The sequence below is a fragment of the Thalassococcus sp. BH17M4-6 genome, from assembly GCF_049323015.1.
Lineage (GTDB): Bacteria > Pseudomonadota > Alphaproteobacteria > Rhodobacterales > Rhodobacteraceae > Puniceibacterium.
In genome coordinates, this window is sequence record NZ_JBMPGU010000003.1 from 359240 (window position 1) to 375471 (window position 16232).

At 67.6% G+C, this 16232-nt stretch carries 9 protein-coding genes; all 9 read left to right on the forward strand.

Annotated features, from left to right (window positions below; all coding sequences use genetic code 11):
• Nucleotides 1-46: 46 nt before the first annotated feature.
• The 9 genes from pdeM (at nucleotide 47) to ACOXXX_RS06580 (ending at nucleotide 16232) form a co-directional block, all read left to right on the forward strand.
• Entirely contained in the window at nucleotides 47-706 is a 660-nt protein-coding gene (gene pdeM, locus ACOXXX_RS06540) for a ligase-associated DNA damage response endonuclease PdeM (protein ID WP_422825750.1), read from the forward strand.
• A 38-nt stretch (nucleotides 707-744) separates the two neighbouring features.
• Complete coding sequence (locus tag ACOXXX_RS06545; protein WP_422825751.1) at nucleotides 745-1158, forward strand: PaaI family thioesterase; 414 nt, start codon at nucleotides 745-747, stop codon at nucleotides 1156-1158.
• Between the two features lie 104 nt (nucleotides 1159-1262).
• On the forward strand, nucleotides 1263-1931 hold the full coding sequence (locus ACOXXX_RS06550) for a hypothetical protein (RefSeq protein ID WP_422825752.1): 669 nt from the start codon (nucleotides 1263-1265) through the stop codon (nucleotides 1929-1931).
• The gene (locus ACOXXX_RS06555) at nucleotides 1928-4441 is read left to right on the forward strand and encodes an AMP-binding protein (protein ID WP_422825753.1); all 2514 of its coding nucleotides are present in this window, start codon (nucleotides 1928-1930) and stop codon (nucleotides 4439-4441) included. The genes ACOXXX_RS06550 and ACOXXX_RS06555 overlap by 4 nt, the downstream gene beginning before the upstream one ends.
• Before the next feature lie 102 nt (nucleotides 4442-4543).
• Nucleotides 4544-7042, forward strand: a complete 2499-nt coding sequence (locus ACOXXX_RS06560; protein ID WP_422825754.1) for an AMP-binding protein — start codon at nucleotides 4544-4546, stop codon at nucleotides 7040-7042.
• Nucleotides 7043-7226: 184 nt separating this feature from the next.
• Nucleotides 7227-9281, forward strand: coding sequence for a pentapeptide repeat-containing protein (locus ACOXXX_RS06565; protein ID WP_422825755.1), 2055 nt, complete (start codon nucleotides 7227-7229; stop codon nucleotides 9279-9281).
• A gap of 48 nt (nucleotides 9282-9329) precedes the next feature.
• Nucleotides 9330-11330, forward strand: a complete 2001-nt coding sequence (locus tag ACOXXX_RS06570; protein ID WP_422825756.1) for a pentapeptide repeat-containing protein — start codon at nucleotides 9330-9332, stop codon at nucleotides 11328-11330.
• A 38-nt stretch (nucleotides 11331-11368) separates the two neighbouring features.
• Nucleotides 11369-15679: a hypothetical protein gene (locus ACOXXX_RS06575; RefSeq protein WP_422825757.1), complete on the forward strand. Its 4311-nt coding sequence runs from the start codon at nucleotides 11369-11371 to the stop codon at nucleotides 15677-15679.
• 91 nt (nucleotides 15680-15770) lie between these two features.
• On the forward strand, nucleotides 15771-16232 hold the full coding sequence (locus tag ACOXXX_RS06580) for a (2Fe-2S)-binding protein (protein WP_422825758.1): 462 nt from the start codon (nucleotides 15771-15773) through the stop codon (nucleotides 16230-16232).

The following is a 16232-nucleotide window of genomic DNA, read 5'->3' on the forward strand; positions in this document are numbered from 1 at the left end:
CCTGTCACCCCTTGTCGGCACGGCGTCGGGGTGGCAGGAACAGGCCATGAACACCCATGCCTTCACCTTCCACGGCGCGGACCTCTGCGCGCTGCCCTCGGGGGCGCTTCACTGGCCGGATCAGGCGCTTTTGGTGGTGTCTGACCTGCACCTTGGTAAATCCGCGCGGCTGTCGGCCCAGGGCGGCGCGGCGCTGCCCCCTTACGAGACGCGCGAGACGCTGCAGCGGCTGGACAGCGACCTTGCCGCGACCAGCGCGCGGCGGGTCATCTGTCTGGGCGACAGTTTCGACACGCCCGGCATCGAGGATTGGCTGCCCGAGGACGACCGGCTCTGGATCATCCGCCTGCAGGCCGGGCGCGACTGGACCTGGATCGCCGGGAACCACGATCCCGGCCCCGTGGGGCTGGGCGGCGGGCATCTGGCACATGTCACCCTCGGACCGCTGACCTTTCGCCATATCGCAAGCGACGCCCTGGCCGAGGTCAGCGGGCATTACCATCCCAAGGCACGGCTTGCCTTGCGCGGTCGGATGCTGTCGCGGCCCTGTTTTCTGTTGGATGACCGGCGTCTGATCCTGCCAGCCTACGGCGCCTATACCGGCGGCCTGCGCAGCGACAGCAGCACGCTTTCCACGCTGATGGCGAAAAAGGCGCAGGCGATCCTCACCGGTCCGCGCCCCGTCGCCATCCCGATGCCACGCTGAGCCCTTGCCGCGACCCAGCCGACAGGTCAGAAAGGCGCATGGACGATTTCAACCGCATCCGCGCGAGCTTTGACCGGCAGGCGATCATGGCCACCTTCGGCGCCACGCTGGCCGAGGTGACGCGCGGCGCCGTCACGGTCACCGCACCGATCCTGCCGCTGGCCCGGCAGCAGCAGGGGTTCGGCCACGCGGGCCTGACCTTTTCGCTGGGCGATTCCGCCGCCGGGTACGCGGCGCTGACGCTGCTGCCCGAGGACCGCGAGGTCGTCACCTCCGAGATGAAGATCCACCTGCTGGCTCCGGCGATGGGGGAACGTCTGGTGGCCGAGGGGCGGGTGATCCGCCCGGGCAAGCGGCTGATCGTCGTCTCGGCGGATGTCTACGCGGTGGCGCAAGACACCCGGACCCACATCGCCCTGCTGACCGGCACGATGATCCCCGTCGCGGCCTAGCAATGCCCTCGTGAAACTGGACAGCAGCGCCTGATGGCCGCATCCTTGTACGGTCCGCTTATTGGGGTGCGACAGACAAGGGCCAACAGGGACATTTCGCAAAGATGCCGGACAGGGACAGCGTCGTGCTTTTCGGGGTCAAGAGCCCGCTGGTCGTCGACGTGGAGGAAACGCTCATCCGCGCCGGGGTCGAACTGGTCGCGGCGGTCGCGATGGACGACACCTCGCGTCTGCTGGACCGCAGCAGGCAGGTGGCGCTGGACGATTTCCTTGATCCCGATTTCGACATCGGCATCCTGCCCTGCGCCTTTGCCCCCGCCAACCGGCGCGCACTGGTGGACACCGCCATGGATATCGGTCTGATCCTGGCCCCGGCGCTCGTCGATCCCACCGCCACCCTGGCACAGTCCTGCCGCCGGGGTGCCGGCAGCTATGTCAACGCGGGCGCGGTGATCGGCGGGGCGACGATGCTGGGCGAATGCGTGCTGGTCAACCGCGCCGCCAGCATCGGGCATCACAGCGTCATCGGGGCCTATGCCAGCATAGGCCCTGGCGCGACCATCGCGGGCAACGTGCGGATCGGCGCGGATGCGATCGTCGGCGCGGGGGCGGTGATCCTGCCCGACCGGCGCATCGGGGACGGCGCGGTGGTCGCGGCGGGATCGGTGGTGCGGCGCGACGTGGCGCCGGGCACGCTGGTGTCTGGCAACCCGGCGCGGGTGTCGCGGCTTCGGCCCCATACGACGCCCGTGGCGCGGAATGCTCAGGAATGACCGCCACGCCCAGCCCCCTGTCCCAACGCCTTTGGAGCCGGATCACCGATGCGGCGGACGCGCCGTTCTGGATCGGACGCGATGCGCGGCGCAGCTATGCCGTGCTGGCAAGTCAGGTCCGGCGCATCACCGGTTGCCTGCAAACGCAGAACGTGCAGCCGGGCGACCGGGTGATGATCCTGGCCCGCGACGACTGGACCGGGTTCAGCACCTGGCTGGGCTGCCTGCTCAACGGTGCTGTGCCAATCCTGCCCGCCACCGATGCGGGCATCGACCGGCTGCGCGGCATCGCGGCGCGCGCCGAACCTGTTCTGATCGTGGCCTCACCGGACCGGCCCGGCCTGCCCTACGGCACGACCGCACAGGTTCTGCCCGACGCCGACATCGACACCCCCGGGGCGCAGGCGGACCCCTCGCTGATCCTGCCGGAAAGCAATCTGGCTTACGTGCTCTTCACCTCGGGCAGCACCGGCGCGCCCAAGGGCGTCATGATCACCCATGCCCATCTCAATGCGCAGTTGCAGACCGTTGCACGGGTGTTTCAGGTCACGCCAAAGGCGCGGATCTTCAACGGGCTGGTGCTCTCTCATACGGATGGGCTGATCCAAGGGCCGATGCTTGCGGCCTTTGCCGGGGCCAGGCTGATCCGCCCGCCCGCGTTTGCGGTGAACCGGCTCAACGCCGATCTGGACTGGTTGGCCGAGGAAGGGGCAACGCATATGGTCGCGGCACCGGCGCTGCTGGACCTCATCGACCGCTTTGCGACGCGCGAGGACTGTTTCGCCCGCCCCGGGGCCGTCGGCATCCTGTCCAGCGCTGCCACCCTGCGCCCGGCCCTGTGGGACCGGATCGAGGCGCGGTTCGGCGTGCCCGTGCTCAATGAATACGGCATGACCGAAACCGTGGCGGTCACGCATTTCGCCGGGTCCCTGCCCGAGGCGGGCGCGCGTCACAGCATCGGCAGGCCGGTCGATTGCGAGGCGCGGATCGCGGGCGACGGGCCGGTGGGTGAATTGCAGGTGCGCGGCGCGACTGTTTTCGCTGGCTACATGGGCGATCCCGAGCGGACACGGGCCGCCTTTGACGGCGACTGGCTGCGCACGGGCGACCTGGCGCGCAAGACCGATGCCGGGGATTACCATCTGCTGGGGCGGCGGGATACCGCGATCAACGTCGGCGGTTTCCTGATCCACCCGGAAGAGATTGACGAGGCCGTCATGGCCTTTGCCGGGATCACCGAAGCGCAGACCGTGGGGCTGGATGATCCGGTACACGGTGCGGTGCCGGTGACCGCCTTTGTCGCCGACAGCCCCGTTCCGCAAGCAGAGCTGATGGCCCACTGCCGCGCGCGGCTGGAGCTGCGCAAGATGCCCCGCCGCGTGGTGCAGGTAACCGGAATACCGCGCACCGCATCGAACAAGCCCGACCTTCCGGCCCTGCGTATCCTGCTGACACAGGCAGAGGCGAAAGCGCCGCCCGGCCCGGACAACGGCGATCTTGATGCACGGATCCTTGCGATCGCCGCGCAGGTTTTCGGCGTTGCCCTTGACGATCTGACCCTGGCGGGCACGCCGGACACCGTGCCGGGCTGGGACAGTTACGCCCACACCACCCTGATGCTCGAGGTCGAAGCCGCGTTCGGCATCCGCATCGGCACCGCCGACATCCTGAACGTCCAGTCGCTGCGCGACCTGCGCGATATCGTGGCGAAGGCGGTCGGCACAGGCGCGCCGGGCGACATCGCGCGGCTTGAGCGTATCCGCCCCGGCAAGGCGGCCGGCACGCTGATCGCCCTGCCTGCCATCGGTGGCAGATCCGAATACGTGCGCCGCTTCCTGCGCACTCTGGATCGCGGCCCGGCGGTCCATGCGATGTCGCTGGAGTCCGATCATATCGACCCGGACGATCCCGATACCGTGCCCGCGGCTGCCCGGCGCTGCGCAGCGGTCATCGCGCGCGACGACCTGTCCGAGCCGCTGATCCTTATGGGCCCGTCCTTCGGCGGCTTTCTGGCTTACGAAACCGCAGCCGCCCTGGCGGACACGGGTCATCGGATCGGGGCGGTGATCCTGTTCGACACGGCGATCCCGTGGCGCTACCGCAAGGCGCGGCGGCTGCATGCGCTGGCCTATGCCGCGCGGCGGGTGCGGCACAGCCTCAGGCCCCAGGGACAGGACGATCAGATCGCCTTTGTGCCCGGTTTCGGCGAGCTTGACCTTGCCGATTTTCCCGAGGCGCAGCGGGACAAGGTGCGGCGGTCGTTTCTGGCCATCGGCCGCTACAAACCGTCCCGGGCCCATCTGCCGATGCTGATCTTTGCGGCCGACAACCGCTGGCAGGGGCGCATCCCGGTCGAGGACAACCTGGGCTGGGGCCATTTCAACACCGGCCCGATGACCATGATCCGGCTGGGCGAGGGACATACATCCGCGATCAAGGACCCCGCCACCGCCCGCGCGGCGGCGGAGCGGATCAATCAGTTCCTGGGGGCGATCGGCGCGGTTTCGTGACGTTGACCGCTCAGGCCGCGTATGCTGGATGGACAGTCCCGTAGCCTGTGATACATCTTTAAAGCGAAACCATCCGCACATTCTTCATAGCCGAGCCGAGAAATGGGCCTGTTCCTCACCCTAGATGCCGTGACCGGTGCGCATGCACGGCGGCAGCCATTGGCCCCTGCGTTGCTGTCGCCGGGCCGCCCGCCGCTCGGCTACAGCGCGCTGGCGCTCTGTCTGGCGGACATGCGCAAGGGGCTGCGCGCGGCGGGGATCGGGCGCGCCGACCGGGTGCTGGTGATGGTCGAGGACCGTCCACGCGCGCTTGCGGCGATCCTCGCGGTCGCGGGCGCCGCCACCGCGATCCCTGTTGAACCGGACCTGCCCGAGGATGAACTCGCGGCGCTGGTCGCGCGGTTGCAGCCGGCCGCGGCGGTGGCCTGCGGCACGCTTTCCGACACCGTGGGCGATACGCTGCCACCTGACATCGCGCGCCTTCGGCTGGACGACCCGGACCGCCGCTACTGGCCGCATGTGCCGTCGCAACCGGGCGCGCGCCCAGAGGAAGAGGACGCCGCCGGCCCCGACGATATCGCGGCAATCCTGCTACGCTGGGACGACGGGGCGGAGGTCTTGGGCATCCCGCTTTCTCACGATGTGATGGGACAGCGCGCGGCAAAGCTGGCGGCGCAGCTCGATTTGAGGCCCGGGGATATCGGGCTGGACCTGCACCGCCCCTTTACCGGGCCCGAAGTCATGGCCGGGCTGATGGCGGCGATCTATGCGGGCGGTGCCTTTGGCGTGGCGCCGAACAGCGAGCCCACCAGCATCCTTGACGCGCTTGGCCAGAGCGCGGCCACCTGGCTGCGCGGGCCTGCACAGAACCTGCTGCGCCTGACGCGAAGCGACGACACCGCCCGGCCCGCGACGCTCAGGCTGATCGAATCCACCGGCCACGGCCTTGACGCAGCGGCGCAGCAGGCGCTGGCCGACCGCGTGGGCGCGACCTGCGTGCAGACCTACGGCACGGCGGAAACCGGGCCGATCAGCGCCGCCCGAACCCCGCTTGGTACGATAGGCCGCGCGCAGGACTGCGCCTTGCGCCTTCAGGATCCGCAGGGCGGGCCGGTGCATCCGGGCGGCGAAGGCCAGGTCGCGGTGTCGGGCCCGCTGCTGGTGCAGGGCTATGTCAAAGACGCCCCCCGCAGCCGCGCCGCCTTTTCCGGCGGCTGGTTCCGGACCGGCGATCTGGCGATGCAGGACGGCGGCGGGAACCTGATCCTGACCGGGCGGCTGTCAGAGCAGATCACGCGCGCCGGGCAGATCGTATCGCCGCACCGGGTCGAGGCGGCGCTGCGCCTGCATCCCGGCGTGGCCGATTGCGTCTGCCTGGGTCTGCCCGATCCGACCCTGGGCCAGCTCGTTGCGGCTCTGGTCGTGCCGGTTGGAGACGGGCTGGACCCCGATGCCCTGCGCGACACGCTGCGCGCACGCTTGCCGCCGTCGCATGTGCCCGCGCGGATCGAGCTGACCCCTTCGCTGCCGCGGGACCGCGCCGGACGTCCGCACCGCGCCCGTGCCGCGGCCCTGTTTCCAGGGGTCCGAGCAGCGATTGCAAATGCGTCGGACGCACCGGTCGGCAAAGCCGCGCCCGCGATCCTGCGGGTGCTGACCACGCTTTGGCGCGATGCGCTGCACCGCGCAGACGTGTCGCCCGACGCCGACTTCCTCGACCTTGGCGGAGATTCGATGGTGGCGGCGCGCCTTTTGTCGGAGGTGAGCGAGATTTTCGCCGTGCGCCTGCCCGAAGACGCGCTTTTGGGCAGCGCAAGGACCATCGCGGGCATGGCCGAGGCGATCCGCAGCGCGCGCTGCGGAACCGATGCTGCGCGCCCAAACGGTCATGTCATCCCGCTCTTTGCGCCGCCGTCGGCGGGCTTCCCACCGGACGCGGACGAGGTGGTTCGCCGCATGCGAATGACCGGCTCTCAGTGGGGCGGCACGCCGGTCGGGCAACGCCTGCCGGTGCTGGCGTTCAACGAAACCGGACGGGGCGTGCCGCTTTTCTGGTGCTTCAACGCCGCCCACGAACCCGCCGCACTGGCCGGGGCCCTTGGTCCCGATCAGCCGCTTTATGCGCTACGGTCCTTTCACGGGCTGGCCGATGGCGATGCCGCCAAGGCGCGCCTTCTGGCCCGGCTTCTGGATCCGATCTGCGACGAGGTTCAGCGCCTGGCGGGCAGCGGTCCGATCCTGCTGGGCGGCAATTGCCAGGCCGGGCAGATCATGCATGCCGTCGCCGAAAGGATGACCGCGCGGCAGACTCCGCCCGCGCTTCTGGCGCTGCTGGATCATGAACCGACGGCACCCTATCCGGGGCGGCTGGCGCTGTTTTTCGGGGCCGAAAGCGCCGAGTTCAATCCCTTCCTGCAGCGTCCGGACCCCGAGGCGGACTGGCGCGCCGCGCATGGTGATACCGTGCACGAGATTCTGCCCGGCGCGCATGGCAGCTACTTCGCCGAACCGCAGATCACAGCATTGGCCGCGGGGCTGAACCGACGGCTGCAAGAGGCTCTGGCGGATACGCATATGGGGGAGCGTGCAATCCGCCCCTGAACCGCGCGGGGTCGGCCCCCTGACGGCTTGCCCGGACCTCGCTGGGCAGCAATCATGGGTTAATATTTCCAACCAATAATACAACCTTAACGATACTAATTCTTGACAAGCCGCGAACCCCCTCGCTACCTTTTGAGCAGAGTTTCGATTTCCACCAAAGCCCTTTGGCCCCCGGGAGGGTTCAATGTCATTCTGCTCATCCCCCGTTTTCCGGGGGGCCAACCCCCTCGTCTTTCTGATCCTGACAGCGCTGCCCACTCTGGCCCCCGCGCAGTCGGCGCCGGTCGACATGTCGGGCCAGCCCGTCGTCGGCGAGAACTATGCCGGGCAGGATCTGAGCGGTGCCAATTTCCAGAACGCCCAGATCGAAGGCAGCAACTTTTCCGGCGCCAATCTGACCGGAGCGGATTTCAGCGGGGCCACCATCACCGATCAGGACGGAACGCCCACGCTCTTTACAGGCGCGGATCTGAGCAACACGGCCTTCACCGCCGCCGCCATGTCCGCCGCCGACATCCAGTATGCAACGCTCAGTTGTACCGATTTCTCAGACGCGCAGATGCCCGGTGTCGTGGCGGGAGCGGCGCTGGTCGGGCTGGACGCATCCTGCGCGCCGGTCTTCACCGGGGCCAGCGTCAACTGCAACATTGCGGAATTTCCAGATCAGCTTGACCTCGCGGGGGCCACGCTGCCGGCCTCCTGCCCGGGGGCCACGACGCAAAGCGCCGAAGCCGTCGCCACCGACCCCGCATGGGCCTGCGCGGGCACGGTGCCCACCGGCTATGACGCCTGGACCTATGCCAGCGCCAGCACCGGCCAGGACGGCGCGGCCTGCACCAGCGAAGCGCCCTGCGCCAGCGTGGCGGCGGCCCTGGCCGCCTGCCCCTCCGGCGGCTCTTGCGCGGCGCTGGTCTATTACGACGCCTACGAGGTGACCGAGACCATCAACCTGGGTCCGGACCAAGCCATACTCGGCGCCTGTTTGCCGTCCTCGACCCCGACCAGCGCCGACGCATCCAGCTATTATTCGGTGATCAGCATGACCGGAACCGACAGTGGCGGCGCGCCGGTCGTGGCGGCGGACGGAACCCCCAATGCGGCGCTGTCGTTCCTGCACCTGTCGGGCAATAGCCCCGCTGCCGCCTCGGCCCCCAGCGTCACGCTGCAGGCGACGAACGGCGCTTTCCTCACGCTGACCAGCGTGACAGTGGTGGCCGGAAACGGCAGTGACGGCGATGCCGGCGCGGATGCCAGCACAACATATTCCACCCCCGGCAGTGCCGGTGGGACGGCCGGCGCCAGCAACAGCCAGTGCACCGCCACCGGCGGCAGCGGCGGCAACGGAAAGGGCGGAACGGCCGAGCTGAACATGGACGGCCTGAAAATCAACCCAAGCTGCAGTTCCAGCTGTTCCGGCAATTGCGACGGCACCAACGGCGCGCCGGGCGGGGCCGGAGCCTCCACCAGTTATTCCAACGGCGGCGGCGCCGGGTCGACCGTATGCGGCAGCAACATCACCTATAACTGCGACAACGGAAAGGGCCACGGCGGGCAAGGCGGCCAGACCGGGCCTTGCGGTCCGGGCGGCGCGGCCAGCACCGTCGTGACCGGCACCTTCGGCGCCGACGGCTGGCAGCCGGTAAAGGGCGGCGACGGCACCGCCGGGGGCATCGGCGGCGCGGGCGGCGGGGGCGGGGGTGGCGGCATGTGCGCGGCCAACTCAACCCCGATTTCCGAGAACGTCCACACCGGCCAGAACGGCGGCGGCGGTGGCGCGGGCGGATGCGGCGGCGACTTTGGCCGGGGCGGCCAGCAGGGCGGCGCATCCATCGCGGTGGTGCTGGACAATGCCACGCTGACGGTGACCGACACGGTGATCACCGGCGGTCGCGGCGGGCCGGGCGGCAAGGGTGGCGCGGCGTTGCAAGGCGGCCAGGGGTCGAACGGCCATGCCGGGTTCACCAAGTCCGGCGGCTACAGCGACGGTGGCCCGGGCGGCAACGGCGCGCCGGGCGGCAGCGGCGGCGGCGGCGCGGGCGGCAATGGCGGCCCCGCCCTGGGCGTGGCGCTGGTCAATGGCGGCACGGTCTCGGGAACGCCGGTCTATTTCACCGGCTATGCCAGCAATGGCGGCGACGCGGGCGGCACCGCGGCGACCGCCAACAACAGCTGCACGCCCAACCCGGGCGCGCAGGGGGTGCCGGGTCGCGTCGCCAACACCGAAACCTATCAATACTGAGCGCGGCCCGCCCCGACCCGCGCCCCTTTTGGCCCAAAGGAATAAGCCATGCCCGCGTTGTTCCGATTGCTTTTTCCATTTAGCGCCCTGTCACTGGCCTGGCTGCCCGCGCCCCTGCCCGCGCAGACGCCGGCCCCGGGCGCATCGCTGGCCTGCAGCAGGCTGACCCATGCGGGTACGGACTACCGCAACAGCGCCACCGCCGGTCAGAACTACGCGGGCCAGGACCTGAGCGATGCCAACTTCTCAGGCACCGACCTGACCGGGACGACCTTCGAAAACGCCGATCTGACCGGCGCCGACCTGACCGGGGCGACGCTGGGCTATGCGAACGGCACCGCCACTAACTTCACCTCGGCCGATCTGACCGATGCCTGCCTGCAGGGGGTCATGATCACCGGGGCCGACAGCAATCCCGGCGCGGATTTCCAGTTCGCGACCCTCGACTGCACGGCGATCACCGACACCGATATCTCGCAGGCCGCATTCGGGCCGTCGATCACGCTGCATGTCCCCGACATGACCTGCCGCACCAGCTTTGCCAATACGGTCATGACCTGCGAGTTCCTGCCGCAATGGGCGCAGCTTGACCTGGGTTTCGCCGATATCTCGGCCTGCAAGGACGACCTGGCCGGGCGGGATCTGACAGGCGCGATGATGCCCGGGGTGCAGTTCGGTTTTTACGACCTCACCGGAACGGTGTTCACCGATGCCGGGCTTGCCGGGGCGAATTTCTATTCCGCCACCCTGTCGAAGGCGGTCCTGCAGGGGGCCGATCTGCAATATGCCACGCTAAGCTCGGTCAGCGCCGACAGCGCGGATTTTTCCGCTCAGGCGCGGCTTTCGGGGGCGACGATGTCTTTCGGCGATTTCAGCAACGCCAGCTTCAACACCGCGATCCTCGAAAGCTCGGACGGCGTGCCCGCCGCGGCCATGTCCTTTGGCAACTTCCGGGGCGCCGATTTCACCCAAGCCGCGATGGTCGGCGTGAACCTGTCGGGCGCGGCGCTTTACGACGGTACGATCATGAACTCCGCCACGATCGAGAACGCCAACCTCACCAATGCCAACCTTTGGGAGCTGCAACTGCCCTCTGCCGGGCTGAGCGGGATCACCTTCGATTATGCCAACCTCATCAACGCCAACCTGTCGGGCGCGACGCTGAATGCCACCAGCAGCTACCGCGCCACGTCGCTGGCCAAGGCGAACCTGCAAGGCGTCGATCTGAGCCAGGCCATCCTCGGCGGGGTGAACATGGCCAATGCCGCGGTCGCGCTTGACGACGGCGTGCCGCTTTTCGTGCTGACACAGGATGTCGCCGGGCTCACGTCCGATCTCAATGACAAATGGCTCACCGCCGAAATCTACCAGGCGTTCGGACAGAGCGGATACGCCATCGCCTATTGCAGCTCTCCGCAGGTCACGGTGCTGGGCAGCAACGCGCAATGGCTGATCCAGTTGCATCAGCGCAACGGCGTCGGACCCAAGGGGGGCACCGCCTACAAGGTGTTCCTGATCGAGGCGGACAACGACGGGGTGGCGGTCAGCGGCATGGCGGATGAAACGCCGACGGCGCTTTTCGATGTCGCGGGGGATTTTGCCGCGGCGCTGAACGGCCAGACCATCCCCCGCGCGCTGATGCAGGGGTTCGAAAGCAACGACTACACCCTGCCGCCCTGCGACGGGCCAAAGATCACCCCGAACCGGACCCGCGGCTACTGGGATCTTTCGTCGCTCCTCACCGACACCGCCGTGCCGGTGGTGGGCTACACCGGGTTCCGGATCTTCGACACCGGCGACGACACGCTTGCCGTCTACGGAACCAATGTGACCTCGATCTACCAGGACGACCAGGGGCGGCTGGCCTTTACGGCGACGCCGGTCGAGCCGACGAATTTCTACAATGCCAGTTTCTCTGACTCGACCGTCATGCCCAACGGCAACACCTACGGCGCCAACCAGGCCGCGGGGCTGGCGCTGTCCGACATGATGATCGCCCCCGCGCCGCCCGCCCCGCCGACCTGCGCGCCGGGGTCGCTTGGCTGCTGACGGACGCGCCCCACCTGCCCCATGCAAGGAACATCGACATGCATGCCCCCACACTTGACCGCACGTTTCATTTCGACATGGGCGGCATGGCCGACTGCTATGACCGGATGTACGTCAAGGTGCCGGGTGCCCGCGTCCCGCTCATCCCCCATACGGACGAAACACGCGCTGCGGCCCGTCGCGAAAACCCGGCCGTCGCGGCGCTTTCGGCGGACAATCTGGCCCGGCTGACCCATTTCGCCGCCGACGTGCCGGTGCCGCAAAAGGCGCCGTTCATGCTGCGCGTCCACAATGACGACGGCAGCAACGGGGTCCTGCCCACCCTGCTGGCCGTCAGCATCGAGGTGCCGGTGGTCGCGCTGATCGAACACCGGATCGGGCGGATGGCCGACCTGCGTGACCGGCCATTGGGCAGTTGGCAGCATTTCGGGCTGACGGCGCCGGCCACGCTGGCCGATGACCGTCAGATGGCCGAGTTCATGAGCAAGACCGACCTGATCAAGGCGGCGGCCCTCTCCACCGCGGGCGCATTGGCGTTTTCGCATCCGCAGCTTGCCTCGACCAGCAACCGGCATGCGGCGCTGATCAGCGATCTGTTCATCAACCGCTCTGCCGATATCGGGCCGCTGGCCAGCTATATCGCGCAGATGCCGCGCGGCCACGGCTTTGCGCTCAGCACACAGATCACCGATGACGAGGGCACCGCCACCACGCTGAACCCGGCGCTGGTCGACATGGCGGGGGGCGAGGTCAGCAACGATACGATCCTGTGTACCTATGCGCTCAACCCCGCGCTGATCGGCAGCCCTGACGCGCCGCCCAAGACAAACACCCTGGCCACGCTGCTGAATTCGGCGCTGGTGTCGATGACCAACGACCCGACGCTGCGCAACAGCCACTGGTCGGTGAACCAGGCCCACCAGGTTTCGCGCTTTCACCCCGGGGTGACGGCAAAGGGCGTCGTCGACAGCGCCGCGGCAGCGCTTTATCGCAGCGCGTCGCGCCGCGCCATGTCGCTGGCCACCGAGGCCGATGCGACCGGCGGCTACGAATTCACCACCAACAACAAGACCCCCGGCCACGGGATGGAGGTTCACAACGACTCCATCACCTTCGACACCGCAAGCCAGATGTTCAGCATCGACGTGCTCAACACCTATATGCGCACGTTGGCCACGCATGTGAAATTCTACGACGACCAGGGCAACGCCCTAGACAAACCGCCGTCGCAGTTCACCGAGCTGCAAGAGCTGGCGCTCCAGATAAAGGAAATGCTGGGCCTCGACACCGAGGAAGAGTTCCTGGGCTTCGTCTACGCGGTCTACACGATCATGGATATCCCGGTGAAACACGGCGATACCACGGTCAGGATGTACTGGCCCGAGGAGGCCGCCAGCGCCGATATCCTGTTCGGCGGCATCGGCACCAGCAAGTGGAACACCACCGCCGACATGCTGGGAGTGATCGCGACGATCCTGTTCCAGTTCGTGTCGCCCTTCATCTTTCTCATCGCGGGGGCCTGGGTCACCCACAGCGACTGGTACAAGAAGCTGATGAAGAACAAGGGCGTTCTGGCGCTGGTGATCATCATCGCGCTGATCCTTGGCAAGCTGACCGGTTTGTTGCGGTTCGAAGCGAACTTTGCCGTCAACCTCGCCGTGAACAAGGTGATCGGCTACGTGTTCGGCAACCTCGGCGCGTGGCTGGCAAAGAAGGTCCTGTTGCTCCTGACCGATGGTGTCGAGACGCTGTTCGACTTCTATGTCGTCAAGATCACCGTGTCGGACATCATCGACGCCATCCCCTTTGTCGGCTGGACGGCCGAGATCGCGGGCGTCGCGGCGACCGCAGGGGCGCTGATCGAGGCGAGCGTCGACGTGCTCAGCTCACCCGCCACCTACACGGTCAACGTCACCCGCGCGCTCAAGGTCGTGGCCACGGTGTCGCCCGATCCGCTGCACGGATCGGAAGGCAACCCGCCGATCTGGCCCACCGAGGCGACGCGCTTCAAGGCGGTGCTGTCCTGCAAGCATGGCACCGCGACCACGATCGAGGGCGCCTTGCCCACCGATCCTGCGGAACGGGACCAGCCCGTCGTCGTGACCTTTGACCGGATCCCCAGTGGCGGGCAGCTGCAGATCACCTTTGGCGTCTATTCCGACACCGACTGGCTGGCCGGAAACTGGACCGGCCCGTGGGTCGATGCGGTTCTGACCGACACATCGCAAACGCTGGATCTGAGCGGCGCGATCATCGAAAACCTCGTGCCGCTGACCGCGCAGACGCAATACCTGTGGTCGCAGGTACTGACCTATTCCGACGAGGGCGGCCATCAGTGGTCGAACGCGCCCGACGCGAGACCCGACCAGACCCAGGCCGATCTGAACGCCGACGGGCTGTCCCAGGTGGTGTCGATCACGCTCAACAACGGGGCCTACATGCTGGGCTATACCTGGCAGGCCGCGCACCAGAACGTGCCGGTACAGGGCACGGCTACGCCCTCCGATGCGACGCTCTACACCTTCCAGAACATCAACACGCTGTCCGATCCCGAAAGCGCGCTGAAATTCTCGTCCAGCGGGTTCGCCGCTGCGACCTTTCTGGCCTATGAACAGTTCGGGCCAGAACCGCTGTTCAACGCGCCTGCGTCGGTGCAATCCGACCTGGACGCGGGCACCGTCGACAGCACGCTGGCGACGACATTTGCCGACGCGGGCTATCCCCTGCCCGACGATCTGGCGACGGTCGTGGTCACGGTTTTGGAGGAGACCGTGGAATGGACCCTGACGCTGCCGGATCAGACCGACCCGACCTATCAGCTCAACCGCCAGTCGGATGGCGACATCGTCGTTTTCCTCTATCCGACCGACGTGGTGGGCCAGAACAACTATTTCCTCGACAGTTCGGGCACGGTCGGACAGTTGCGCAAGGTGATCCTGGACGACACCACGCCCTTCGACATGGATCAGACCACCAGCCACGGCGGCTTTGCGATGACCACCATCGACAGTCTGGTGATCCATCCCGCTAATTACGCCATCGCCGTGAGCTTTGACAATCATCGCATGGAGATTGTCCCGATCAGCCAGGACGGCACATCGGACGAGGACGCCCCGCTGGGCACGGTGGTGTCGGGCAAGGGAATCCGACAGGGCCTGATGATGGGGCCGCGTGCGGTGGCGATCACCCAGGACGGGCGCATCCTGGTGCTGGAAAGTCTGAACCGGCGGGTGCAGGCCTTTGACATCAACGGCAACCCCAACGCCTGCTTCAAGGCCGCCGACGTGACCCAGCTGGCCGCCGCCGACTATGCCGCCGATCTGGACGCCGGGCTGGTGAGCGTGGCGCTGCGCAGCGCCTTTGCCGTGGCGGGGTTCGACCTGACCCAGCACTGGACCCTGCTGGGCGGCGCGGACCTGATCGTCGACGTGACGTTGGCAGAAAACGGCCAGCAGTATCAGCTTGCTCTCAACAGCGCGCCGCTGTCGACGCAATGGACGATCACCAACACCGACGACTCTGTGTATCAGGCGGTTCTGGGCAACGATCAGATCACGGTGACCCCGCCCACCGGCGACGATTTTGCCCTGCCATCGGGCTTGTCCGACAACCTCGACTACGGGTTCCTGGGCGCCGAAGGGGTGGCCGCATTTGCCAAGGCGGGCGTCACCATCTCGCCCCAGGCCACGGTGGCGGGCAACGGGCTTTACGTCGATCCGTCAGAGTGCGAGGCCGCGCTGTGCGCCGGAGCGGTGCCGGACGCCATCGTCACAGCGCTGGCCACTGCCCAAGTCGCCCTGCCCGCGAGGGCACCGGTGGTGGCGTCGGTCCGGGTCACCGTCCAGGCGCAGGGGACGGTCTGGCTGATCAACGATGCCGAGGCCGGCCGGACCTATTCCATCGACGTCGATCCCGATGATACCACCCGCCTGGACACCATCGAACTCAGCCCCCTGATGACCCTGCAGGTCGACGGGCAGCAGCAGGCCGCGCAGACCCGGTTCCATGCGGACGATTTCGCGCGCGTCAAGGCCGAGGCCGAGACGGCGAAGGATCAGTACCTCGACCTCGCGACCGAGATGAAGGGCTATATCTACGTGCTGGGCTACACCGGCGACCCCGCCGATCCGGCGAACTATTTCCTGGATATCTACGATCCGCTGGGCATCTGGCTGTCGCGCACCCCCGATCCGGAGCTGAGCACCGAGGCGACGGGCGTCAACGGTTCGCGGATCGCCGTGGACATGTGGCGCAACCTCTTCACGCTCAACTACCAGCAGATTTCTGGACCGGGCGGACGGGTGGAACCGTCGGTCAGCATGTGGGTGCCGACCACGCCGCAGGGCTGATCGCCGCAGGGCCTCCGGAACGTGAGGTCACGCCTCCCCCCGGGGTGGCGATTCCTGTAGACTGCGCGCAACCAGCAAGCGGACGCGCCGGATGAAGCTGACTGTCAACGGAACAGACCACACCGTCGATGTCGAGGAGGACATGCCGCTTTTGTGGGTCCTGCGCGACGAGTTGGGGATCACCGGCCCGAAATACGGCTGCGGCATCGCGCAATGCGGCGCCTGCACGGTGCATATCAACGGCATGGCCGCGCGGTCCTGCGTCACCCCTGTGAGCGCCGTGGACGGGGCCGATGTGACCACGATCGAAGGCCTTGGCACGCCCGAGGCGCTGCACGCGGTGCAGGCGGCCTGGATCCAACATCAGGTGGCGCAATGCGGCTACTGCCAGTCGGGCCAGATCATGCAGGCCGCAGCGCTTCTGGCGGAACTGCCGGACCCGAGCGACACGGATATCGACAATGCCATGTCGGGCAACCTATGTCGCTGCGGCACCTATCCGCGCATCCGCGCCGCCGTGCGCACCGCCGCCCAAAGCCTGAAAGAGGTCTGA